This window comes from Cellulosimicrobium cellulans (genome assembly GCF_042723955.1).
In the GTDB taxonomy this organism is placed as follows: domain Bacteria; phylum Actinomycetota; class Actinomycetes; order Actinomycetales; family Cellulomonadaceae; genus Cellulosimicrobium; species Cellulosimicrobium cellulans_H.
The window spans coordinates 1-24152 of record NZ_JBHXIC010000018.1; the positions used below are offsets into that span (position 1 = coordinate 1).

Sequence of the window (24152 nt, forward strand, 5' to 3'; positions counted from 1 at the left end):
GCCCCGCCCCCCGGCGGGGGGCCCCCTGCGCCCCCCCCCGCCCCCCCCTGGGGCCCGGGCCCCCCCACCCCCCCGGCCGCCGGCGGCCCCCGCGCCTCTCGACGTCCCGACGGTCCGACGCGCCGGGACGTGGCGCCGGCGGTGCCGCCGACGGCTACCCCCAGCCTACGGGTGTCTGGCCCGGAACGGCAGGGGTCTCTCGTCCCCAGTGCCCGTGATCTCCGCGACCCGGGTGGCGCCGGCCATCGTGGCGCGGGCTCAGACGACGCGGCACGGTCGTCCTCCGAGCGTCACGAGCTCCGGGTCGGCACCTGGAGAGCCCGACGCGACGAAGCCGAACGTCGCGGTCGCGCCCGGCCGCACCGTCGCGTTCCACGACAGGCTGTGCGCGGTGACGGCGGCGCCGTCGCGGTCGGCCCGCGCGCCCCACACGTCGGTGAGCCGCTGGTCCCCGTCGGGCGTCCAGCGCAGCTCCCACCCGGCGAGCGGAGCCGTGCCGGTGTTACGGAGCTCGACCTGGGCGATGAAGCCGCTGCCCTTCTTGCCCTGCCACGTCCCGTGGACGGTGTAGGCGACCTCGCACGTCGGGCGTTCGACGGGCGGCACGGCGAGCGCGAGGAGCTCCGCGGCCTGCTCGACGAACCACTGCCCCGCGGCGGGGTCCTCGATGCCGCGGGCCGGGTCGAGCGGTCCGCCGGTGCCGCGGTAGCACTTGCCGTCGGACTCCCCCGGCACCTTGATCCACAGGTACGCGTCGACGAACGGGTCGCCGGTGTCCGTCGTCGGCCGCTCGCCGAGGCCGCGGTCCGGCGGGTTGCACCACACCTCGGGGTCGGGGTAGGCGCCGGCGGGCGCGGTCCATGGCCCCTGGCCGTTGCGGCTCGTGTCGATCACGACGTGCTTCTGCGCCGCGGGGTCGCGCACGACGCCCGTGTCGGCGTACGCCTGCGCGTACGCGGCGTCGGTGAGCCCCCACGTCGTGAAGTCGTCGGGGTTCGCCGGGTAGTACTGGCTCGCGCACCAGGCGGGCTCCCACCAGCTGTTCACGGACAGGTTGACGCAGTCGCTGATCCACGTGCCGTACTTCACGAGGCGCTCGGTCTCGACGTAGTTCGAGGCGTTGACGAACACGCCGTCGGCACGCTCGATGCCCGCCTTGATCAGCCGGTCGGTGATGTCCCCGACCCCGAGCCACCCGCTGTGCGTCCCGTCGAGGTACACGGACGTGGCCGGGAGCGCCGTGAGCGCGTCGACGGCGTGGTTGAGCTGGACGAACCGGTCCGCCGCGGCGGTCTCCGGGTCGAGCTCGGCGGGGCGGCACCACTCGGGGTTCCCGTTGATGTCGGTGTACCAGGGGATGATCCCGAGCCCGTCCGGCTCGAGGATCACGATCGCCGGGTCGTCGCCGATCCCCTCGGCGACGGCGTCCACCCACGCCGTGTAGGCCGCCGTGTCCGCGGCGCCGCCCGCGGAGTACTGCGCGCAGTCGCGGAACGGCAGGTTGTAGACGACGACGGTGGGCACCGCGCCGTCCGTCGCGGCCGCCTGCACGACGGACGCGACGTCGTCGCGCACCTCGTCGGGCGTGCCGCCGGTGAACCACGAGGCCGAGGGGAACGACCCCAGGAGCTGGGCGTCCGCGCGGGCCTGGCCCGTGAGCGAGGCGGCGGCCTGGAGGGTCGTCGAGAAGGGGTCCACGTAGAGGCGGGTCTCCGGCCCGACGACGTCGTCCGCCGCAGTGGCGGCCGTCGCCAGGGGTACGGCGGAGGTGGGGACGGGGGTGGCGCCGGCGCTCCCGCCGGCGACGAGCAGCGGGGTCGCGAGCGCGAGCCCGGCGGCGGCAGACAGGACGGCACGACGTCTCATGCGGATCTCCTTCGATCGACACGGGGTGCGGGACGACGGATGGAAGCGCTCCCATCACGTCGCGACCTCCACTCAACCGGCCCCGACCACCGGCGTCAAGGGGTGAGCCACGGCAGAGCGCTCCCCCGTCGGTGGACAACCGTTGAACGAGTGTTTAATCTGTTGAACGTGCGTTCAGACCAGCCCTCATCGACCGGCCGCGCCCGCCCCGCGCCGTCGGCCACCGACGATCTGACGACCCGCGCGCGCATCCGCGACGCGGCCATCTCGCGCTTCGCGCGCGACGGGTTCGGCGCCCCGCTGCGCACCATCGCCGCCGACGCCGGGGTGAGCGCGGCTCTCGTCGTGCACCACTTCGGCTCCAAGGACGGGCTGCGCCGCGCGTGCGACGACTACGTCTTCGACGCCGTGCGCGCCGCCAAGACCGACGCGATCTCGCCGCAGGATCCCGCCGCCGGCCCGATGGCGCTGTTCACGCAGCTCGCCGGGATCGAGGACTATGCGCCCGTGTTCGAGTACACGCTGCGCAGCCTCCAGGCGGGCGGGGACCTCGCGCGCTCGTTCGTCGAGCACCTCACGCAGGTCACCCTCGAGTACATGCAGGCCGGCGTCGCCGCCGGCGTGATCCGCCCGAGCCGCGACGAGGCCGCCCGCGCGCGCTACCTCGTCTCGCTCTCGCTCGGCTCGCTCCTCATCGACGGCGCGCTACGCGAGCGGAGCGAGCCGCGCGACCCCGAGGCGGACCTCCGCGAGTACGTCGAGCGCGTGATGCTCCCCGCGCTCGAGGTCTTCACCGAAGGACTCTTCGTCGAGCCCACGCTGCTCGACGCCTACGTGCAGCACACCACCCACCAGGAGGAGACGCGATGACGAGCACGACCCCCGCCGTCGAGGTGCACGACCTGCGCAAGGCCTTCGGCCACGTGCAGGCGCTCGACGGCCTCGACCTCACCGTCCGCGCGGGCGAGGTCGCCGGGTTCCTCGGACCGAACGGCGCGGGCAAGTCGACCACCATCCGCGTGCTGCTCGGGCTGCTGCGGCCCGACTCCGGCAGCGCCCGGCTGCTCGGCGGCGACCCCTGGCACGACGCCGTCGACCTGCACCGGCGCCTCGCGTACGTGCCCGGCGACGTCAACCTCTGGCCCAACCTCACTGGCGGCGAGGCGATCGACCTGCTCACCCGCCTGCGCGGGAGCGTCGACCCGCAGCGCAAGAAGCTGCTGCTCGACCGCTTCGAGCTCGACCCGTCGAAGAAGGCGCGGACCTACTCCAAGGGGAACCGGCAGAAGGTGGCGCTCGTCGCGGCGTTCGCGTCCGACGTCGAGCTGCTCGTCCTCGACGAGCCGACGTCGGGCCTCGACCCGCTCATGGAGTCGGTGTTCACGCAGTGCGTGCGCGAGGTGACGGCCGAGGGCCGGTCCGTCCTGCTCTCGAGCCACATCCTGGCCGAGGTCGAGAAGCTGTGCGACACCGTGACGATCATCCGCGCGGGCCGCACGGTCCAGTCGGGGACGCTCACCGAGCTGCGTCACCTCACGCGCTCGTCCGTCACGGCCGTGACCGAGCGCGACCCGTCCGTGCTCGACCGCCTCGACGGCGTGCACGACCTCGTCGTCGAGCCCGGGAGCGACGGGACGCGCGCGCGGTTCGACGTCGACAACGACCACGTCGAGGCCGTCCTGCGCACGCTCACCGACCTGGGCCTGCGCTCCGTGACGGTCAACCCGCCGTCGCTCGAGGAGCTGTTCCTGCGCCACTACGGCGACGAGCTCGCCGTGCTCGACGGGGCGGGCGCGCTGTGACCGGCTGGACCACGCTGCTGCGCTTCGTGCTGCGGCGCGACCGCGTCCGCATCCCGGTGTGGACCGCGTCGATCGCGTTGCTCTTCGGGTACGCGGCCGTCGCGCTCGACACGCTCTACCCCACCGCCGCCGACCGCCAGGCGCGCGCGGCGCTCGTCTCGAGCCCCGCGGGCATCATGCTGTCCGGGCCCCAGTACGGGATGGAGGACTACACGCTCGGCGCGATGATCGCGAACGAGATGGCCCTCACCGTCATGGTCGCCGTCGCGATCATGAGCATCTCGCTCGTCGTGCGGCACACGCGCGCCGAGGAGGAGACGGGCCGGGCCGAGCTCGTCCGGGCCGGCGTCGTCGGGCGCCACGCGCCCGCGACCGCCGCGTTCGGCGCGGCGCTCGTCGCGAACGCGGCCATCGCGCTCGCGACCGGGGCGGTCCTCGTCGCGACCGGGCTCGACGCCGTCGACTCGCTCGCGCTCGGCGCGGCCGTGGGCGTCACGGGTCTCGTGTTCGCCGCCGTCGCCGTCGTGACGAGCCAGGTCACCGAGCACGCGCGCGCCGCGAGCGGCCTCGCGCTCGCCGTGCTCGGCGTCGCGTTCCTGCTCCGCGCGGTCGGCGACGTCCAGGAGGAGCACGGGAGCTGGGTCTCGTGGCTCTCCCCCATCGGCTGGGCGCAGCAGATCCGCGCGTTCGTCGACCTCCGCTGGTGGCCGCTCGGCCTGTCGCTCGCGCTCGTCGTGCTGCTCCTCGCCCTGGGCGCGGCGCTCGCGGCGCGGCGCGACCTCGGCGCGGGGCTCGTCCCACCGCGCGCGGGGCGGCCCGACGCCGCGAGATGGCTCGCGAGCCCCTTCGCCCTCGCGTGGCGCCAGCAGCGCGCGTCCGTGCTCGCGTGGGGCGTCGGGGTCGGCGTCACCGCGGTCGCGTGCGGCACGTTCGTCGACTCCGTGGGCGACATGCTCGCGGACAACCCCGACATCGCCGCGATGCTCGGCGACCCCACCGACCTCGTGGCGGGCTTCGTCGCGATCATGGCCCTCTTCCTCGGCCTCGGCGCGGGCGGGTTCGCGGTCGCGTCGGCCCAGCGGGCCCGCGGCGAGGAGACCGCGGGGCGGCTCGAGCCCGTGCTCGCGACCGGGGTCGGGCGCGTCCGCTGGCTCGGGGCGCAGCTCGTCGTGACCCTGGTGGGGACCTCGGTGCTGCTCGCCGTGAGCGCTGTGGGGCTGTGGCTCGGCGCGCTGAGCGTCGGGGAGGACGCCTTCGGGTTCGGGGACTACCTCGCCGCGTCGTTCGCGTACCTCCCGGCGATCGCGGTCGTCGTGGGCGTCGCCGTCGCGGCCTTCGGCTGGCGTCCGGGGCTGGCGGTGCTCGCCTGGGCGCTCCTCGCGTACTCGTTCGTCGTGACGATGTTCGGTGCCCTGCTCGACCTGCCGTCGTGGGCCAGCGGCGTCTCGCCGTTCTGGCACGTCCCCCAGCTCCCGGGGGCGGACGTCGAGCCCTGGCCGTTCGTCTGGCTGTCGCTCCTCGCCGTCGCGCTCGTCGCACTGGGTCTGGTGGGCTTCCGCCGCCGCGACGTCCCCCGCCCCTGACGCGAGACAGCGAGGGCGTCCGGTTAGGCTCGATCCACCTTTTCCGACCACGGAGGTGACGGTCATGTCCACGCCCGACCGGAGCGACGCGACGCGCTCGGCCAGGGCCACCCTGCACGAATGGGTCGCCGCGATCCCCACCCAGGAGCCGAGCCGGGCTCCGGACGGTGCCCCGGGCGTCCCCGACCCGCGCACGTGGGTCGCGGCGCTCGCGCTCGAGGGGACGTGGCTCGGTCTCTACCAGGACGCGTACGACCTCGCCGAGGCCGAGTGGGAGGGCCTGCTCGGCGACCTCTCCCGGTACGCGGACGTGCGCCCGCCGGCGAGCGCCGTCGTCTTCCGCGACGTGGACCTCGACGAGGACCCGTTCCGCGACGACGAGCGCCCGCTCGTGGACGCCGTCCTGCGGGTCGCGCTCGCGGAGGGCGTCGAGAACGTGACGCTCGCCGCGGTCGCGCGCCGCTGCGAGCGCAGCGAGTCGACGCTGCGCTCGATGTTCGGCGACGCGGAGACGCTCGTCGACGACGTCGCGATCGAGGTCCTGCAGTCCGGGTTCGACGACCTCTCGCCGCTGCGCCTCGACCCGTCGCGCGCGGCGGTCGCGGCGTCGGTCGCCGCGCTGGACGACTCGCGCAAGGCGGCCGCGCTCCTGCGCCTGTACGCGCTGGGCGGGGTCGCGCGCGACGACGTCCCGGAGGGGCAGCACGCGGTGCACGCGCTCGTGCTGCGCGCGTGGCGCGAGGAGGGCGCGCCGTCGTCGCTCGTGCTCGCCGCGCTCGCGTGCGACGGCTGGCGCGCGGGCGAGCTCCAGCGCGCGCTGCTGTTCCCGCCCGTGCTGCCGGGCGCCGTCGTGCGCGAGCTCGCGCGCCTCGTGGACGACGCGGCGGGTCACGCCTCGAACCGGTAGCCGATGCCGGGGCTCGTGATGAGGTGGCGCGGCGCCGCGGGGTCGTCCTCGAGCTTGCGGCGCAGCTGCGCCAGGTAGACCCGCAGGTAGTGGGTGTCGCGCGTCGCGGTCGGCCCCCACACCTCGCGCAGCAGGTGCTCGCGCTCGACGACGCGGCCCCGCTGCGCGACGAGGATCTCGAGGAGCGCCCACTCGGTGGGGCTGAGCCGCACCTCGGCGCCGCGCCGCAGGAGGCGGCGTCGCGCGAGGTCGATGTGCAGGTCGCCCGTCTCGACGACGGCGGGCCCGTCGCGGGTGCTGCTCGCCGAGCGCCGCACGGCGGCGCGCAGCCGCGCCATGAGCTCGGGCATCGCGAACGGCTTGGTGACGTAGTCGTCGGCGCCGGCGTCGAGCGCGTCGACCTTGTCGTCGCCGAGGTGGCGGGCGGAGAGGACGACGATCGGCACGGTGCTCCACGCGCGGACGGCGCGGATGACGTCGAACCCGCTGAGGTCGGGCAGACCGAGGTCGAGCAGGATCACGTCGGGCGCGTCGGTCGCGACGAGGTCGATGCCCGCGCCGCCCGACGTCGCGGTGCTCACCCTCCACCCGTGCGTGCGCAGCGTGATCGCGATCGCGCGCAGCAGGCCGGGGTCGTCGTCGACGACGAGCACGTGGTGGGTCGATGGGCCGTCGCTCACGCGCGCTCCTCCTCCTCGGTGCGTGCCCCCGGCTCGCGGGGCGGCGCGACGGGGACGGACAGGACCATGGTGAGGCCTCCGCCCGGCGTGTCCTCGGGGACGAGGGCCGCGCCGACGGCGCGGGCGAACCCGCGCGCCACGGCGAGACCGAGGCCGACCCCGTGCCCCCCGGCGTCACCGAGCCGCTGGAACGACTCGAACATGCGCTCCTTGGCGTCGTCGGGCACCCCGGGGCCGCGGTCCACGACGCGCACCTCGACGATGCCGCCCGACGCGGACGCCCGGACCCGGACCCGGTCGTCCGCCGGCGCGAACCGCGCGGCGTTGGCGACGACGTTCGCGACGACGCGCTCGAGGAGGCCGGGGTCCGTGCGCACGAGCGGCAGGTCCTCGGGCACGTCGAGCGCGACGCGCGGTCCGTGCGGCTCGACGGCGACCGGGACGATCTCCTCGAGCGACACGTCCCGCAGGACCGGGGCGACGGACCCCGTCTGGAGGCGCGAGAGGTCGAGCAGGTTGTCGATGAGCTGCTCCAGCCGCTCGGTCTCCGAGGCCGCGGTCTCGACGAGCGCCGTCCGGTCCTGCGGCTCGAGGACGGCCTCGGGCGAGCGCAGCCCGTCGACGGCGGCGCGGATCGCCGCGAGCGGGGTGCGCAGGTCGTGCGAGACGGCGGCGAGCAGGGCCGTGCGGGTCGCGTCCGCCTCGGCCAGGACCGCGGCGCGGGCCGCCTCCTCGCGCAGCCGGCGGTACTCCAGCACGATGCCCGCCTGCGCCCCGAACGCCTCGAGCACCTGACGGTCGCCGGCGGGCAGGGGGCGGCCGTCGAGCACGAGCCGGAGGTCGTCGTCGACGCTCACCACGGTCCGGGTCTCGTCACCGGCCCCGGGGTCGACGGCGCGGTCCGCGACCGCGATGGTCGACCACGCCTGCGCCCGCCCGTCCGTGCGCGCCCGCTCCTCGAGCGCGACGCGGCGGAGCTGGAAGGTCTGGGCCAGCCGCGCGACCACGGCCTCGGCCGTGTCCTCGCCGGACAGCACCGAGCGGGACAGGGCCGCGAGCGTCGACGCCTCCGCCCTCGCCCGGTACGCCTGGACCGTGCGGCGCGCCGAGAGGTCGACGACCGACGCGACGGCGGCCGCGACGAGGACGAACACGAGGAGCGCGAGCAGGTTCTCCGGGTCGGCGACGGTGAGCAGGCCGGTGGGCGGCGTGAAGAACCAGTTGAGGCACAGGAAGGACACGACCGCGCAGGCCAGCGCGGGCCACATGCCCCCGACGAGCGCGACGCCGACCGACAGCGCGAGGAAGAGCATGACCTGCGTCGACAGGCCCACCGCGGCGCGCTCCGCGTCGAGCAGCGCCGTGAGACCCGCCGGGCCGGCGACGGCGAGCACGAACCCCGCGACGCGCCGCCGCGTCGACAGCGGGCTCCAGCCGCGCCGCGCGACGCGCCCCGACCGCGCGCGCTCGTGGGTGACGAGGTGCACGTCGAGCGAGCCCGAGAGCCGGGCGATCTCCGCGCTCGTCGAGCCGAGGAAGGCCTCGCGCCACCGCGAGCGCCGCGAGACGCCGACGACGACCATCGTCGCGTTGGCGCCGTGCGCGAAGTCCACGACGGCCGACGCGACGTCCTCCCCGACGACGGTGTGGAAGGTGCCGCCGAGGGACTCCACCAGTGCGCGGTCGGCCGCGATCGCCGCGGGCGAGGCGGTCGGCAGGCCGTCGGTCGCGAGCACGTGCACGGCGAGCAGCTCCGACCCCGCGGCCCGCTCGGCGATGCGGGCGCCGCGGCGCAGCAGCGTCGCGCTCTCGGGCCCGCCGGTCACCGCGACGACGACGCGCTCGCGCGCCGGCCACGTCCCGGAGATCGCGTGGTCCGCGCGGTACCGGGTGAGGGCGTCGTCCACGCGGTCCGCGAGCCACAGGAGCGCGAGCTCGCGCAGCGCGGTGAGGTTGCCCACGCGGAAGTAGGACGAGAGGGACGCGTCGATCTGCTCGGCCCGGTAGACGTTGCCGTGCGCGAGCCGCCGCCGCAGCGCCTGGGGCGAGAGGTCGACGAGCTGGATCTGGTCGGCCTCGCGCACCACGTGGTCGGGGACGGTCTCGCGCTGGCGCACGCCCGTGATCGACTCGACGTCCTCCGTGAGCGACTCCAGGTGCTGCACGTTGACCGTGGTCACGACGTCGATCCCCGCGTCGAGGAGGTCGTGCACGTCCTGCCAGCGCTTGGCGTGGCGCGAGCCGGGGGCGTTGGTGTGCGCGAGCTCGTCCACGAGCGCGACGTCCGGGTCCCGCGCGACGACGGCGTCGACGTCGAGCTCGCTGAGCTCGACGCCCCGGTGCCCGACGGCGCGGCGTGGCACCACCTCGAGGTCGCCGACCTTCGCCGCCGTGGCCGGGCGCCCGTGCGTCTCGACGAGGCCCCCCCCCACCGACGGCCCCCGGGGGCCGCGCCGCGGGGGCGCGGGCAGGCAGGCCCAACGCGTTGCCGCCGCCCCCGCTGCGCCGCCGGGGCGGGGCCCCGTGCCGCCGCGCCCGCCCCACCCCCCGCGACCGCCCCGGGGCCCCGGCGCCGCTGGGCCTCGTCGAGCATCGCGAACGTCTTGCCGACGCCCGGCGCGGCGCCGAGGTAGACCGTCAGCCTCCCCCGGCGCCGCACCTCGGGCGCATCAGCACTCATGGGCGCAGTCCATCACGCCGCACGTCAGGACGCGTCCGAGGGGTCGGGACCGCCGTCGGAGGGGGCGAGCCGCTCGAGCGCGAGGTTGAGCGCGAGCACGTTCACGCGCGGGTCGCCCAGCACGCCGGCCACGCGCCCGGCGGCGGCGGCGTCGACCAGCGCGCGCACCGCCGCGGGGTCGACCCCGCGCGCCGCGGCGACGCGCTCGACCTGCTGGTAGGCGTAGGCGGGCGACACGTGCGGGTCGAGGCCCGAGGCCGACGCCGTCACGGCGTCGGGCGGGACGCTCGCCGGGTCGACGCCGTCCTCCGCGGCCACCGCCGCCCGGCGCGCCTCGACCGCCGCGACGAGCTCGGGGTTGTCCGGGCCGAGGTTCGACCCCGCGGAGGCGAGCGTGTCGTAGCCGTCCCCGGCGGCCGACGGGCGACCGTGGAACCACTCGGGCGCGGTCCCCGGCTCGCCGAACGCCTGCCCGACGAGGGCCGACCCGACGACCGGCGCGCCGCCGGCCCCCACGTCGTCGACCGACATGGCCCGCGTCCCGTCCGCGCGGACGAGCGAGCCGTTCGCCTGCCACCCGAAGACGGCCTGGCCGACGCCCGTCACGGCCAGCGGGTACAGCCCGCCGAGCAGGACGGTCAGGAGGAGCAGGACGCGCAGCCCCGCCCACGACTGGCGGACGAACGAGACGGCGCCGCCGGCGATCGACGGACGGGCGCCGGACGGGACCTGCGAGGAGCTGGGCACGGGAGTTCCTTTCGGCACCGGGATCAGAAGCCCGGGAGGAGGGACACGAGGAGGTCGACGAGCTTGATCCCGACGAACGGCGCCACGAGGCCGCCGAGGCCGTAGACCAGGAGGTTGCGCCGGAGCAGCGCCGACGCGGACGCCGGGCGGTACCGCACCCCGCGCAGCGCCAGCGGGACGAGGACCACGATGATCAGCGCGTTGAAGATCACCGCGGAGAGGATCGCGGACTCGGGGCTCGACAGGCGCATGACGTTGAGCACCTCCAGAGCGGGGAACGCGCCCAGGAACATCGCGGGCAGGATCGCGAAGTACTTCGCGACGTCGTTCGCGACGGAGAACGTGGTCAACGCGCCGCGCGTGATGAGGAGCTGCTTGCCGATCTCGACGATCTCCAGGAGCTTCGTGGGGTTCGAGTCGAGGTCGACCATGTTGCCGGCCTCCTTCGCGGCCGTCGTCCCCGTGTTCATCGCGACGCCGACGTCGGACTGCGCGAGTGCGGGCGCGTCGTTCGTGCCGTCGCCGGCCATCGCGACGAGGCGCCCGCCCTCCTGCTCTCGCCGGATGAGCGCGAGCTTGTCCTCGGGCGTGGCCTCGGCGAGCACGTCGTCCACGCCCGCCTCGGCCGCGATGGCCCGCGCGGTGATCGCGTTGTCGCCCGTGACCATGACGCTCCGGATGCCCATCGCGCGGAGCTGGTCGAACCGCTCGCGCAGGCCGTCCTTGACGACGTCCTTGAGCCGGACGACGCCGAGCACGCGCGCCGGGCCGTCGCCGATCTGCTCGGCGACCACGAGGGGCGTGCCGCCCTGCCCGCTGACCGTCTCCACGTGCGCCGCGAGCTCGTCCGTCTCCGGCCCCGTCACGCTCCCGCCCGTGGAGTGCACCCAGCGCTGGACCGCGGAGCCCGCGCCCTTGCGCACGCGCCGCACACCGCCGTCGGGCACCGGGAGGTCCACCCCGGACATCCGGGTCTGGGCCGTGAAGGGGATGAACTCCGCGCCCGTCGTCTCGCGTGCCAGGTCGCTCGCGGGGCGCCCGTCCAGCGACGTCACGAGGTCGACGATGCTGCGCCCCTCCGGGGTCTCGTCGGACAGCGAGGCCAGGCGCGCCGCGTCGGCGAGCTCGGTCGCGCTCACGTGCCCGACGGGCAGCACCTCGGTCGCGAACCGGTTGCCGTGCGTGATCGTGCCGGTCTTGTCGAGCAGCAGCACGTCGACGTCGCCCGCCGCCTCCACCGCGCGCCCGGACATCGCGAGGACGTTGCGCCGGACCAGGCGGTCCATGCCCGCGATGCCGATCGCGGACAGCAGCGCGCCGATCGTCGTCGGGATGAGGCACACGAGGAGCGCGACGAGCACCACGAGCGACTGTCGCGCCCCCGAGTACACGGCGAACGGCTGGAGCGTCGCGACGGCGAGGACGAACACGATCGTCAGCGACGTGAGCAGCACGTTGAGCGCGATCTCGTTGGGCGTGCGCTGGCGCTCGCTGCCCTCGACGAGCGCGATCATCCGGTCGACGAACGTCTGGCCCGCCGGGGCCGTGATCCGCACGACGATGCGGTCGGACAGGACGACGGTCCCGCCCGTGACCGCCGAGCGGTCACCGCCCGACTCGCGGATCACCGGGGCGGACTCGCCCGTGATCGCCGACTCGTCGACCGACGCGACGCCCTCGATCACGTCGCCGTCGCCCGGGATCGTCTCCCCGGCGACGACCACCACGACGTCGCCCACCCGCAGGCTGGACGAGGGCAAGTCGACCGTCGGCAGCAGGTGCAGGCCCGACCCGACGGCCAGCGTGTCGGACGGCGCGTCCACGCGGCGCGCCGTCGTGCTGCGCTGGGTCGCGCGCAGGCTCGACGCCTGCGCCTTCCCGCGCGACTCCGCGACCGACTCGGCGAGCGTCGCGAACAGGACCGTCGCCCACAGCCATGCCGCGACCAGAATCGAGAACAGGTCCGGCTCCAGCGCGGCGAGCACCGTCGTCGCGGCCGCGCCGAGCTCCACGACGAACAGCACCGGGGACCGGTACAGCACGCGCGGGTCGAGCTTGCGCAGCGCGGTGGGCAGCGCCGCGCCCACCTGCGCGAGAGACAACGCCCGCGGGGCACGTCGCCCGCCGCCGGGACGGTCGTCGTGGTGCGGGCCGCCGTCGAGCGCACCCGCGGGGGGCGCCGGGGTGCCGGGCAGCTGGGGGACGGAAGCGAGCGGCGTGCTCATGACAGGGACTCCACGACAGGACCGAGGGACAGGACGGGGACGAAGGTGAGGCCGACGACGACCAGCGCGACCGTGCCGAGCAGGCCGACGAACAGCGGCTGATGGGTCGGCAGCGTGCCGGCGGACGGCGGCACGGACCGCTGGGAGGCGAGACGACCGGCGAGGGCGAGGACGAGCGCGATGGGGACGAAGCGGCCGACGAGCATCGCGAGCCCGAGGAGCGTGTCGTAGTACGGCGTCCCGGCCGACAGCCCGGCGAACGCGGAACCGTTGTTGTTCCCGGCCGACGCGAAGGCGTACAGCACCTCGGTCAGCCCGTGCGGGCCGCCCTCCTGCTGGCCGGCGAGCCCGGCCGGCAGGACCACGGACAGCGCCGTGCCGACGAGGACGACGGCCGGGGTCGTCAGGACGTACAGCGCGACGAGCGTGATCTCCTCGCGGCCGATCTTCTTGCCCAGGTACTCGGGCGTGCGGCCGACCATGAGCCCCGCGACGAACACCGCGACGACGGCGACCACGAGCATCCCGTACAGCCCCGCACCGACGCCGCCGGGGGCGATCTCGCCGAGGAGCATGGTGAAGAGCACGACGCCGCCCCCCGGTGCGGTGAGCGAGTCGTGCATCGCGTTGACCGCGCCGGTCGACGTACCGGTCGTCGCCGTCGCGAACAGGGCGCTCGCGGCGAGGCCGAACCGGGCCTCCTTGCCCTCCAGCGCGGCGCCCGCCGCCTGGGGTGCCGCACCCGGCCCGGCGAGCTCCGCCCACGTCGTCAGCGCGAGCGCGACGGCGAACAGCCCGGCCATCGCGCCGAGGACGGCCCAGCCCTGGCGGCGGTCGCCGACCATGAGGCCGAACGTGCGCGGGAGGGTGAACGGGATCAGCAGGATGAGGAAGATCTCGAAGATGTTCGTGAACGGGTTCGGGTTCTCCAGGGGGTGCGCCGAGTTCGCGTTGAAGAACCCGCCGCCGTTGGTCCCGAGCTCCTTGATGGCCTCCTGGGAGGCGACGGGACCGCCGAGGACGTGCTGCGTGCCGCCGGCGAGCGTCTCGACCACGGTGTGCGGGCTCAGGTTCTGGATGACGCCGTTCGCCACGAGCACGACCGCCGCGACGAACGCGATCGGCAGCAGGATCCGGACCACGGACCGGGTGAGGTCCGTCCAGAAGTTGCCGATCCGCGCGTCGGTCCCCGAGCGGGCGAACCCGCGCACGAGCGCGATCGCCACGGACATCCCGACTGCCGCCGAGACGAAGTTCTGCACGGCCAGGCCGGCCATCTGCAGAAGGTGGCCCGCGGCCGCCTCGCCCGAGTACCACTGCCAGTTCGTGTTCGTCACGAACGAGACCGCCGTGTTCCACGCGCCCGCCGGGTCGAGCCCCGTGAACCCGAGGTTCATCGGCAGGTGGTCCTGGAGTCGCCCGAGGGCGTAGAGGAGCAGGACCGAGGCGAGCGAGAAGCCCAGCAGGGACAGGAGGTAGGTGCTCCACCGCTGCTCCGCGTCCGGGTCCACGCGCGCCAGGCGGTAGCCCGCGCGCTCCACCCGCAGGTGGCGCGACGAGGTGTACACGCGCGCCATGTACGCGCCGAGCGGCGCGTGCACCGCCGCGAGCGCCGCGACGAGGAGCGCGACCTGACCGACGGCCGCCCACACGACCGCGGCGTCGACCGTCGTCGGCACGGCCCTCACCGGGCCCGGTCGCTGCGGAGCAGCGCGACGAAGAGGTAGCCCAGCACGGCGACGACGGCGTCGAGCGCGACCCAGTCCAGGACCGTCACCGGGCACCTCCGGAGGAGCCGTGACGACGTGCGACGAGCGCGACCGTCGCGAAGAACGCGACGGTGAGGAGGAGGAAGGCCAGGTCGGCCATGGTGGGAACGCCTTCTCGACGAGGGTCGGCGCGTGCCCGCGGCGGGGCGTCGTGCCGGCGCCCGGAACCCGGGCGCACTGCCGTTCTACGCCCGGCGGCAGAGTCACGGACGGGGCTCTGACGGAACCTTGACGCCCTCTGCCGAAACCTTGACGGGGGCCAACGGCGCGGAGGAGACGGGTACTCCTCGTGGGGAGATCGTGACGACTGCGTGACCGGCACCCCGCCGTCCCGGGCGAGGGACGCCGTCGGGCCTCTAGGATGTGCCGCATGATCTTCAAGGCCGTCGGCGACGGGCGCCCCTACCCGGACCACGGCCGGGTGACCGCGCGGGACTGGGCCGAGGTGCCCCCGCGTCAGGTGCGCCTCGACGAGCTCGTCACCACCAAGCGCACGCTCGACCTCGACGCGCTCCTCGCCGAGGACTCCACGTTCTTCGGCGACCTCTTCGCGCACGTCGTCGAGTACGAGGGGGTCCTCTACCTCGAGGACGGACTGCACCGCGCGGTGCGCGCCGCGCTCCAGCAGCGCGCCATCCTGCACGCCCGCGTCCTGACCGTGCGATGAGCGCGGGGTCCGGTAGGTTTCTGGCGTGACCACCCGCCCCGACACCGCACGCGCCGAGCGTCGCCGACGCATGCACGAGCGCCAGGCCGTCGTGTTCGGGCTCCTCATCGCCGCGCTCGCCGTCGTCGGGCTCGGTGCGCTGGCCGTCTACACGGGCGCGATCGACGCGCCGTTCGACCGGCCGTTGTCGTCCCCGGAGGCGGTCGACGACCTCGCGGACGTCCAGGTCCCCTGCCTCCCCGAGGCCACGCTCCCGGTGGCGACGGCCGACGTCCAGGTCAACGTCTACAACGCGTCCGGCAAGGACGCCCCCCTCGGGCGGCTGAACCAGGACCTGCTCACGTCGCGCGGCTTCACGGTGCTCACCACCGGCAACGCTCCGGACCTGGACGGCGACGGGAAGTCGGACGTCGTGGCGCAGACGCAGATCCACTTCGGGGTCACGGGGCTCGCGCAGGCGTACACGCTCGCGGCGCACTACGACAACCCGGGCCTCGTGCTCGACACGCGCGAGGCCCCGACCGTCGACCTCTACGTGGGCACCGATTTCGAGGACGTCGTGGACCCCGAGCTCGTCGGCCTGTCCAGCGACGTCCCGCTCGAGAGCCGCGCCGGGTGCGTCGCGATCGAGGAGATCACCCCCCAGCCGCTGCCCGTGCCGCCCGCGGAGGGCTGAGCACGTCCCTCGCCCGGCGCTCCGCCGAGCCTCACGACCGCCGAACGGTACCCATGAGCACCCTGCCCCTCCGGCCCGCCCGGACCACCGACCCCGACGAGGTCGACCGCCTCTACGAGATCTGCCTGCGGACCGGTGCGTCCGGCGCGGACGCGACCTCGCTCTACACCGACCCGCGGCTGCTCGGCGAGGTCTACCTCGGGGCGTACCTCGCCCTCGAGCCGTCGCTCGCGTTCGTCGTGGAGTCCGACGGCGTCGCCGCGGGCTACGTGCTCGGCGCGCGCGACACCGCCGCGTTCGAGGAACGGTCCGAGCGGGAGTGGTGGCCGCCGCTGCGCGAGCGGTACCCGCTGGGCAGCTTCCCGGAGGGCTCCCGCGACGAGGCGCTCGTCCGCCAGATCCACCGTCCGCACCTCACCGACCCCTCGGTGCTCCCCGACTACCCCGCGCACCTCCACGTCGACCTGCTGCCCGCCGCGCAGGGCGGCGGCAACGGCCGCCGGCTGATGGACTCCCTGTTCGACGCCCTGCGCGCCGCCGGGGTCCAGGGCGTCCACCTCGGTGTCGCGGAGGACAACGTCTCCGCGATCGGCTTCTACGAGCACCTCGGCTTCACCCGCCTCGACGTCGACGAGGGCCTGGTCCTGGGCCTCCACCTCTGACCCGGTCCTGGGCCCCCCGCCCCCTCGGCGCCGAACCCGGGGTTCCGCGGCACCGTCCCCGCCGAACCCTGGGTTGCGGGCTACGTTCGCCGCCGAGTACCCGACAACCCGGGGCTCGCCGGGCGTCCCACAGCCCGTCTCAGAAGAGGGAGTCCCTCCTGGCGACGTGGCGCAGGCATCCTGCGCGTCCACAGGAGCGCATCCTTGGTGGCCCATCCACAGGACGCCGGTGATCGAAGCCCGGCGGTGCTGGTTCACGGTGTGATCTCGACATGCCAGCGCGAACTCTCGTCCCGGACGAGGCCCTCCACATCGCGTCCCGTCAGGAGAGCCTGATCACGACGGGACAGTGCCGCGACGCCGGCGTGAGCCCCGACGTGCTGCGTCGTCTCCTGCGGACTGGGAGCTGGCGGCACGTCACGCGGGGCGTCCACGACACCGAGCCCGCGCCGGTCGCGTCCAGGCCGGTCGATCACCGCCGACGGCGTGCTGCCTGGGCCGCGCTGCTCGCGTTCGGGCCCGAGTCGATCGCGGTCGGACCGTGCGCGCTCGCGCTGCTCGGAGTCGCAGGGCTGCCCGCGCGTGTCGTACCCCAGGCCACGTTGCCGGGTGCCCGCTCCCTCGAGTCGCGGGACGGCATCCGGCTGCGCATGTTCGACGACGGAATGACCGTCGCGCGCGTCGGCGATCGGTATGTGGCCGCACCGGAGTGGGCGCTGGCCCAGGCCGTGCCCGAGCTCGACCGCCCGTGGGCCGTGGCGGTCATGGACTCGGCGCTCCACCTCGGCCTCCTTGCGGCCGACGGGCTGGTCCGCGCGCACGATCACGCCCGCGGGCGACGGGGAGTCGCCCGGACGCACTCGTGGTGGGAGCTCGCGGACGGTCGCGCGGAGTCGCCGCTCGAGACGTGGGTGCGGCTCGACTGCGTCGACGGCGGCATCCCGCCGGACGAGCTTCAGGTGCCACTCGTCGGCGCGAGCGGACGGTCGCGCCGGGGCGACCTGGGCTGGCGGCTCGACGACGGCCGCTGGGTCATCGCCGAGGCCGACGGCGCGGAGTTTCACGACACACCGAGCGCCGCGTTCGCGGACCGGGAACGGCACAACGACCTCGTGACCGCCGACGTCGCTGCGCTGCTCCGACTCACGTCAGCCGACGCACGCGTGCCCGGGCGCTCGGCGACCACCGTGCGACGGGCACTCCGGACGACGGGCCGGCGTCGTGCACCGTGACGAGGACGTTCTCTGTCGCGCACCCGGACAACCCGCCTCGCCCCCCGGGCTGAGGTCACCCCCGACCCGCGAAACCGTCCTTACGCGTCACTGCGGTGTCTCCATGACGCCCGACCCCGGGTTCGGCAACGTGAGTCGCCGAAACCGGGGTTGGTGGTCAGCGGGCGTCCTCGACCGCGTCGTGGACGATCGGCTCGTCGCCGCCGGGGGCCGACGCCGGGCTGGCGGGCTCCTGGGTGGTGCCGCGCCACCGCGCGATGTTCCGCATGAGGTGGTAGATCACGAGCGCCGCGGCGGTGCCGAGCGCGATGCCCTCGAACGTGAGGTCGCCGACCGCCCAGGTGAAGTTGGCGATGCCGACGACGAGCGGCACGGCGGCTGTGGTGAGGTTGACCGGGTTGGAGAAGTCGACCTTGTTCTGCACCCAGATGCGTGCGCCGAGGATGCCGATCATGCCGTAGAGCATCGTCGCCGCGCCGCCCAGGACGCCGGCGGGGATGGTCGCGATGAGCGCGCCGAACTTCGGCGAGAGCGAGAGCACCAGCGCGGTCGCCGCCGCGACCCAGTACGCCGCGGTCGAGTAGACGCGCGTCGCGGCCATGACGCCGATGTTCTCCGCGTAGGTCGTCGTACCCGAGCCGCCGCCGACGCCCGCGAGCGTGGTCGCGAGGCCGTCCGCGAAGAGCGCGCGGCCGGTGAGGTCGTCGAGGTTCTTGCCGGTCATCGCCGCGACCGACTTCACGTGGCCGACGTTCTCCGCGATGAGCACGAGCACGACCGGGACGAACAGGCCGAGCACGGCGACGTCGAACGTGGGCGTGACGAACTCGGGGAGCCCGATCCAGGCGGCCTTGCGCACCTCGTCGAACACCACCTCGCCCTGGAGCACCGCCACGACGTAGCCGACGACCACGCCCACGAGGATCGAGAGGCGACCGATGATGCCCTTGAACAGGACGCTCACGAGGATGATCGCGGTCAGCGTGACGACGGCCGTGACCGGCGCCTTCTGGAAGTTCCCCCACGCCGCGGGGGCGAGGTTGAGGCCGATGAGCGCGACGATCGTGCCCGTGACGATCGGCGGCATGACGATGTCGATCCACCGCGCGCCGGCGACGTGCACGAGCAGGCCGACCGCGGCGAGCACGAGACCGGTGACGAGGATCCCGCCGACGGCCACGGACTGGCCCTGCGACGCCGTCGCGGCGCCGATCGGGGCGATGAACGCGAAGCTCGACCCGAGGTAGCTCGGCAGCCGGTTGCGCGTGATGAGCAGGAACCCGACGGTGCCGATCGCGGAGAAGAACAGCGTCGTCGCGGGCGAGAAGCCGGTGAGGAGCGGCACGAGGAACGTCGCGCCGAACATGGCGACGACGTGCTGCATGCCGATCCCGATCGTCCGCGGCCAGGTCAGCCGCTCGTCCGGGTCGACGACGTCCCCCGGCGCCACCGTCTTCCCGTTCCCGTGCAACCGCCACCCGATGGTGCTCATGTCTCTCCCGTCCGTGAAGTTCGTGTGAAGACCCTCGGAGCAGGGTAGTGCCCCCTCGAACCCGGGCTTGTCGCACGCCAGGTCGCCGAGCCCGGCGACAACCACGGGTTCGGCGGTCGGCGGTGCTACGCCGTCGCGTGCACCAGGAGCCACGCGAGGAGGTAGCTGCGGGTGTTGCCGTCGTCGATGCGTTCGTCCGGGAGGGTGCGGGCGACGTCCAGGGCGGCCGCGGCGTCGTCCGGGCCTGCGAGCGCCGCGTACATCAGCAGCTGGTCGCCGAACATCACGTCCCACGAGGCCGGGGCGTCGCGCGGGCCTGCGAGCGCCTCGTCGAGGTTGGCCCGGATGCGCTCCGGGTCGCCCGCGAGGTACCCGGCGACGGGCTGCATCGGCAGCACGAGGATGCCGAGCATCGCGCTCGGCTCCGCGCTGAACCACGTGGCCCAGTCGCGCTTGCCGCCCCACACGAGCGATGTCACGGTGTGGCCGAACCCGTCGACGGCCGGGTCGTCGCGGTCGAAGTCGGTCCAGTACGCGCGCGCCGACGCCGCCTCGGCGGACAGCAGCCAGCGCGCCTGCACCTCGAACGTGGCGTCCCCCGACGCCTGCGCCCACAGCGCGAGCCCGTTCCACGCCGACACCGCCTCGGACGCGGACTCCTGGTTGTTCCCGTCCGCGAAGGGCGCGTACCCCGACGCCCAGGAGTGCCCCGCGTACGCGTCGAACACGCGCAGCGCCGGGAAGTCCTCGTCGCCCGCACCGGACGCGACGTCCGCCGCGAGCAGGTCGAGCACGGGCGCGAGGTCGGCCGCGAGCGCCGGGTCGTCGGCCGCCACCACGCCCGCGGCATAGAGGAAGTACCCGTAGTGGAAGTGGTGGTCGTTGAGCTCGTCCGACCCGAACGACGGCGTCCTCCCGACGACGCTGCGCACCTGCGGGTCGTAGACGAAGCAGCGCGCGTCGCGCTCCGCGCACCCCGCGGGATCGGCCCACTCGCGGAGCGCGGCGGCGAGGTCGTCGCGCAGCGGCGCCGCGACGTCGTCGAGCCCGAGCTGCTCGGCGAGCGCGAGCAGGTTCGCGTCGCGCGCGAGCGCCTTGCCCCCGAAGTACGTGTCCGACGGCACCTCGAGAGACCCCGCCTCGAGCGTCGCGGCGTCCGCACGCACCTGGTCGGCGAGCTCGGCCTTCTCGTCGTCGCCCAGCGCGGTCACGTCGAGCGTCCCGGCGGGTTCGACGGCGGGGCTCGTCCACGCGAGCGTGGTCGCCGTGCAGACGTCGACCGTCCCGCGCACGGTCGTGTAGGTGCCGAGGCCGCACGTCGCGCCGTCGCTCTCGCTCTGGTGCGGCAGCCGCACGACGACGGTCGGCGCACCGGAAGGGTCGTCTCCCGTCTCGTACGTGATCGCCGTGGTCACGGCGTCGTCGGCCACGCCGTAGGCGAGCGTCGTGCCCGTCACGGGGTGCGCCGCCGCCTCGGCGAGCGTCGCGACCGCGCCGTCCGGGGCGTCGTCGGGCACGGGGAACCAGGCGACGGAGTCTCCCTCCGCCAGGTCGAGCGACCGGCCGCCTCCCGACAGCGCGTCGCCCGCCCCGACGAGCACGTAGTCGCGCCCGCCGGCCTCGGCGCTCACGAGTCCGTCCGTCGCGGCGAAGGGGACGGTGAGCGCCACCGTCTGGTCCGTACCCGCGGTGTACCGCAGCACGGGCGACCCCTCGACGATGGTCACCGCCCCCAGGACGGAGCCTGCGCCGTCGAGCAGGTCGAGCGTGACGGACGCGGTGTCGTAGGCGCTGACCACGACCGACGACGCCCCGACGTCCACGCCGACCTGCGGCACGTACGGCCCGAGGATCGACTGCTCGGTGACCTGGACGTCGGGGAGCCCGAACGCGAAGCCGCCGTCGGTCACGCCGAACGCGAGCGGCACGGGGAACACGGGCAGGGGCTCGTCGCCGAGCACGAGCCCGGAGAACCACCGGTTCGTCGGCGGCACCAGCCCGTCGGCGAGCCGCGCGGCGGGCATCGGCGCGACCGACTCCTGCGGCAGGATCGACGGGTCCACGTCGGGCACGGTGCCGGGCAGGTCCGCCGCGGGGTGCCCGACGGCGGAGCCCGCCCCGGGCGGCCCCGTCGCCCCGGGCGACGCGTCCGTCTCGAACAGCCCGCACCCGGCGACGAGGAGCGCTGACGCCAGGAGCGCGGCGGGAACGGTGGCAACCACCCGGCCCCGAGATCGACCTGAGCGTCCGAGGTCGACCCTCGGGAGGTCGACCGCGCGACGCACGGGTCGACCTCGGCGGGGCGTCACAGCCCCACCTTGCGGAGGAACTCGCCGAACGACTCGTCGACCCCGGCGAGCGGGCCGTCGTCGTGCAGCTCGATGCTCGCCGTGACCGGCGTGCCCGACGCGACGAGCCCGTGCTCGGCCCCGCGCACGAGCGCGTCGCTCGTGACCTCGACGGTCGCCTCCGCCTGGTTGGCGGTGTTCTGCACCGCGACCGACGCGACCTCGCCCGCGACCTCCGCCTGGTTCGGCAGCACGACCGTGACCTCCGCGCCCTGGCGCACGCGCGCGAAGTCGCTCGGGTCCAACGTCAGGCGGGCGTCGACGAACAGCGACCCCTCCCGCTCGAGCGACGCGACGACCTCGCCCGCCTGGACGAACGCGCCCTCGCGGGCCGCGACGTGGGTGACCACGGCGTCGTAGGGCGCGACGAGCGTGATGGTGCCGTCGGGCGCCACCTGGTACGCGGACGTGTCCGCGCTGACGAGCCCGAGCGCGATGTCGTGCTGGAGCGTCAGGCTGCTCACGGTGAACAGCGGGTCGCCCGCGTCGACCTCGTCCCCCTCGGCGACCTCCGCCGCGGTGACGGTCCCCGCGTAGTCGCTGCCGACGTCGAGCACCTCCGCCCGGATGGTCGCCGTCGTGCTCGTCGCCTGCCCGAGGCGCCGGTTCATCACGAGCGTCAACGCGGCGCACACGAGCAGCACCACGAGCAGCCCGCCCACGAGTCGGAATCGGTTCGACCAGGTCATGCGACACCTCCGGTGGGTACGGACGACGAGTCCCCGCCACGGAGCGCCCGCCGCCTCCCGGCCCGCGTCCCGACGCCGACCGTCACCTCGACGCCGAGCCGCTCCGACAGCGCCTCGTCGACGACAGCCACGGCCGTCCCTTCTCGCCGCCGGACGGAGCGCGCCGCACGCCGGGCAGACCGCGACTCCCGGAGGGCCGTCACGACGAACGCCCCGAGGATCAGCGTGTTGGTGACGTTCCACGCGAGCGCGAGGCTCGGCATCGTGTCGCCCGACTCCTTCCAGGCCCCGACCACCGACGTCACGAGCAGGAACGCGAAGAACAGCACCTGCGGGATCATGTAGTTGAACGGCGACGTGACCTTTCCCTTGCTCCCGGTCACGTGCCACGCCTGCTCCTTGCCGGTCAGCGCGTTCCACAGGGCCTTGGTGTAGATGGGGAACGACACGGACGCGAGCATGAGCACCTCCCACCGGAACGACCCGAGCGTGAAGAACGCGATGGCGATCTGGAGGACGTAGAACCCCGCGTAGTAGAGCAGCCACGTGCCCCACGAGATGGTGAGGTTCATGGGCGTGAGGTCGAGGTAGATCTGGAGCGGCGGCACGAGCAGCAGCACGAGCGGCGCGATGCCCGCGAGGTAGTGCGTCGCGGTGACGGTGTACTGGAGCCGCTGGTCGAGCGTGAGGCTGCGGCGCGGGCTGAGCGGGTTGTGCTGGAGCAGGATCTCGAACCCGCCGGTGGCCCACCGCAGCTGCTGCTTGGTGTACGCCTCGACGGTCTCGGGGGTGTCGCCGACGGCGAGCGTCGTGGGGATGTAGATCGTGCGCCACCCGCGCTCGTGGAGCATGAGCGACGTCCACACGTCCTCGGACTTGGAGTCCGTGTGCATGCCGCCGATGTCGTCGATCGCGGCGCGGCGGAAGATGACGTTGGTGCCGACGCAGAACGCGGCGTTGAAGCGGTTCCGGCCGGGCTGCACGAACCGGTAGAAGACGGCCTGCATGTACCCGGCGCCGCGCGAGATGAGGTTGTCGAGGTTGCCGTAGGTCTGCGGGGTCTGGACGAACGCGACGTCGTCCTTGACGAAGAACGGCACGGTCTCGACGAGGAGCTCCGGCCTGGCGACGAAGTCGGCGTCGAGGATGACGAAGAAGTCGCCCTTGGCGATGGCGAGCGCGTGGTTGACGTTGCCGGCCTTCGCGCCGTTGCTCGACAGGCGCCGCACGTAGCGCGCGCCGAGCTGGGCCGCGAGGTCGCGCACGTCGTCGGACCGGCCGTCGTCGAGCACCCACGTGCGGTGCGTGCCGCGGAGCGCGACGGCGGCGCGGACCGTGCGCGCGATGGTGTCGAGGTCCTCGCCGTAGGTCGTGATGAGGACGTCGACGGCGACCGGGCGGTCGTGGAGGTAGAGGTTCCAGCGCGTCGGGTCGTCCTCGGCGCCGTCGCGGATGATCTCGGGGACGTCGAACAGGCGGTCCTTGGCGTGGTGGAACGAGAACCCGCGCGGGTCGTGCCCGCTCGACAGCACGGTCCACATCGCCAGCAGCGCCTGGGCGACGAGCACCGACTCGGCCGTGATGACCATGACGTACGGCAGGGCGTCGCCGCGGTTCGCGGGGTTGAGAAGGAACACCGCGTACGCGACGACGCCGAGCGTCGCGAGCAGCATGATCATGACGAGCGACGGCGAGCGCGCGGCGGAGTTCTCGTCGCGCGGCGGGCCGGTCGGACGGTCGGCGTCGGCCCGCGGGCCGAACGGGGCGGGTCTCACGTGCTGCGTACGGCGCGGCGTGACGACCAGGCGGTCGAACTCGGAGACGGCCATCGCATGTCCTCCGGCTCTCGACGGGATGCGGGGATCCCGGGGGGGTCGCGGACGGGCAGACGGCGGACGGCGGCGAGCGGGGAGCCCACCGGGTCCTCGAGGGCCCGGGTGCGGCGACGTCGTCGGCGTCGTGATGGCGTGAGTGGCACTGCTGTCGAGCCCCCTGCCGGGCACCCTCGCGCGGGGGGACCCGGAGACGGGTCGAGGGGGGGCGCGCGCGGGGGGGGCCCGCCAGATGGTGGGGCGAGGGAGGGGGGGGCCACTCCCCCGAGTCGGAGACCCAGAGGTGTGTGGGGCC

The 24152-nt window shown here is 74.4% G+C and carries 19 protein-coding genes and 1 pseudogene; 8 read left to right on the forward strand and 12 right to left on the reverse strand.

From position 1 onward, the window contains the following. Positions 1–258: 258 nt before the first annotated feature. Positions 259–1866, reverse strand: a complete 1608-nt coding sequence (locus ACFWH7_RS07170) for a glycoside hydrolase family 6 protein (protein ID WP_378215786.1) — start codon at positions 1864–1866, stop codon at positions 259–261. 168 nt (positions 1867–2034) lie between these two features. Here ACFWH7_RS07170 and ACFWH7_RS07175 point away from each other — a divergent pair, with 168 nt between their 5' ends. The 4 genes from ACFWH7_RS07175 to ACFWH7_RS07190 all read left to right on the forward strand — a co-directional run bounded on the left by ACFWH7_RS07175 (position 2035) and on the right by ACFWH7_RS07190 (position 6158). Beyond that, positions 2035–2736 (forward strand): TetR/AcrR family transcriptional regulator, encoded by a 702-nt coding sequence (locus tag ACFWH7_RS07175; protein WP_378215787.1) that lies wholly within the window; start codon positions 2035–2037, stop codon positions 2734–2736. Then, positions 2733–3668, forward strand: coding sequence for an ABC transporter ATP-binding protein (locus ACFWH7_RS07180; protein WP_378215788.1), 936 nt, complete (start codon positions 2733–2735; stop codon positions 3666–3668). Before ACFWH7_RS07175 ends, ACFWH7_RS07180 begins: the two co-directional genes overlap by 4 nt. Next, complete coding sequence (locus ACFWH7_RS07185) at positions 3665–5251, forward strand: ABC transporter permease (RefSeq protein ID WP_378215789.1); 1587 nt, start codon at positions 3665–3667, stop codon at positions 5249–5251. The genes ACFWH7_RS07180 and ACFWH7_RS07185 overlap by 4 nt, the downstream gene beginning before the upstream one ends. Before the next feature lie 64 nt (positions 5252–5315). Beyond that, the gene (locus tag ACFWH7_RS07190) at positions 5316–6158 is read left to right on the forward strand and encodes a hypothetical protein (protein ID WP_378215790.1); all 843 of its coding nucleotides are present in this window, start codon (positions 5316–5318) and stop codon (positions 6156–6158) included. On the opposite strand, the gene ACFWH7_RS07195 is transcribed toward ACFWH7_RS07190, so the two are convergent. The 7 genes and pseudogenes from ACFWH7_RS07195 to ACFWH7_RS07225 all read right to left on the reverse strand — a co-directional run bounded on the left by ACFWH7_RS07195 (position 6140) and on the right by ACFWH7_RS07225 (position 14267). Continuing rightward, positions 6140–6838 carry a response regulator gene (locus tag ACFWH7_RS07195; RefSeq protein WP_378215791.1) on the reverse strand — a complete coding sequence of 233 codons (699 nt, stop codon included), beginning with the start codon at positions 6836–6838 and terminating at the stop codon, positions 6140–6142. The genes ACFWH7_RS07190 and ACFWH7_RS07195 overlap by 19 nt on opposite strands. Then, positions 6835–9270 carry a DUF4118 domain-containing protein gene (locus ACFWH7_RS07200; RefSeq protein WP_378215792.1) on the reverse strand — a complete coding sequence of 812 codons (2436 nt, stop codon included), beginning with the start codon at positions 9268–9270 and terminating at the stop codon, positions 6835–6837. The genes ACFWH7_RS07195 and ACFWH7_RS07200 overlap by 4 nt, the downstream gene beginning before the upstream one ends. 134 nt (positions 9271–9404) lie before the next feature. Further along, positions 9405–9518, reverse strand: a pseudogene (locus ACFWH7_RS07205) (hypothetical protein); the annotation flags it as partial. Between the two features lie 24 nt (positions 9519–9542). Beyond that, complete coding sequence (gene kdpC, locus ACFWH7_RS07210; protein ID WP_378215845.1) at positions 9543–10223, reverse strand: potassium-transporting ATPase subunit KdpC; 681 nt, start codon at positions 10221–10223, stop codon at positions 9543–9545. A gap of 65 nt (positions 10224–10288) precedes the next feature. Continuing rightward, the gene (gene kdpB, locus ACFWH7_RS07215; RefSeq protein ID WP_378215793.1) at positions 10289–12490 is read right to left on the reverse strand and encodes a potassium-transporting ATPase subunit KdpB; all 2202 of its coding nucleotides are present in this window, start codon (positions 12488–12490) and stop codon (positions 10289–10291) included. Then, complete coding sequence (gene kdpA / locus ACFWH7_RS07220) at positions 12487–14169, reverse strand: potassium-transporting ATPase subunit KdpA (protein ID WP_378215794.1); 1683 nt, start codon at positions 14167–14169, stop codon at positions 12487–12489. Before kdpA ends, kdpB begins: the two co-directional genes overlap by 4 nt. A gap of 5 nt (positions 14170–14174) precedes the next feature. Beyond that, complete coding sequence (locus ACFWH7_RS07225) at positions 14175–14267, reverse strand: potassium-transporting ATPase subunit F (protein ID WP_378215795.1); 93 nt, start codon at positions 14265–14267, stop codon at positions 14175–14177. A gap of 362 nt (positions 14268–14629) precedes the next feature. Here ACFWH7_RS07225 and ACFWH7_RS07230 point away from each other — a divergent pair, with 362 nt between their 5' ends. The 4 genes from ACFWH7_RS07230 (at position 14630) to ACFWH7_RS07245 (ending at position 17496) form a co-directional block, all read left to right on the forward strand. Next, positions 14630–14926, forward strand: coding sequence for a type II toxin-antitoxin system VapB family antitoxin (locus tag ACFWH7_RS07230; protein ID WP_024841670.1), 297 nt, complete (start codon positions 14630–14632; stop codon positions 14924–14926). Positions 14927–14951: 25 nt separating this feature from the next. Next, a complete protein-coding gene (locus tag ACFWH7_RS07235) occupies positions 14952–15602 on the forward strand; it encodes a LytR C-terminal domain-containing protein (protein ID WP_378215797.1) in 651 nt (216 codons plus the stop codon). Positions 15603–15655: 53 nt separating this feature from the next. Beyond that, the gene (locus tag ACFWH7_RS07240) at positions 15656–16264 is read left to right on the forward strand and encodes a GNAT family N-acetyltransferase (RefSeq protein WP_378215798.1); all 609 of its coding nucleotides are present in this window, start codon (positions 15656–15658) and stop codon (positions 16262–16264) included. Positions 16265–16536: 272 nt separating this feature from the next. Further along, positions 16537–17496 (forward strand): type IV toxin-antitoxin system AbiEi family antitoxin domain-containing protein, encoded by a 960-nt coding sequence (locus ACFWH7_RS07245; protein WP_378215799.1) that lies wholly within the window; start codon positions 16537–16539, stop codon positions 17494–17496. A gap of 157 nt (positions 17497–17653) precedes the next feature. Here ACFWH7_RS07245 and ACFWH7_RS07250 read toward each other — a convergent pair whose 3' ends face one another. The 4 genes from ACFWH7_RS07250 to ACFWH7_RS07265 all read right to left on the reverse strand — a co-directional run bounded on the left by ACFWH7_RS07250 (position 17654) and on the right by ACFWH7_RS07265 (position 23854). Continuing rightward, entirely contained in the window at positions 17654–18988 is a 1335-nt protein-coding gene (locus tag ACFWH7_RS07250) for a uracil-xanthine permease family protein (RefSeq protein WP_378215800.1), read from the reverse strand. Positions 18989–19113: 125 nt separating this feature from the next. Continuing rightward, positions 19114–21210 (reverse strand): glycosyl hydrolase, encoded by a 2097-nt coding sequence (locus ACFWH7_RS07255; protein WP_378215801.1) that lies wholly within the window; start codon positions 21208–21210, stop codon positions 19114–19116. Between the two features lie 83 nt (positions 21211–21293). Continuing rightward, a complete protein-coding gene (locus ACFWH7_RS07260; protein WP_378215802.1) occupies positions 21294–22025 on the reverse strand; it encodes an HlyD family efflux transporter periplasmic adaptor subunit in 732 nt (243 codons plus the stop codon). Continuing rightward, positions 22022–23854 (reverse strand): glycosyltransferase family 2 protein, encoded by a 1833-nt coding sequence (locus ACFWH7_RS07265; RefSeq protein WP_378215803.1) that lies wholly within the window; start codon positions 23852–23854, stop codon positions 22022–22024. The genes ACFWH7_RS07260 and ACFWH7_RS07265 overlap by 4 nt, the downstream gene beginning before the upstream one ends. Positions 23855–24152: the final 298 nt, after the last annotated feature.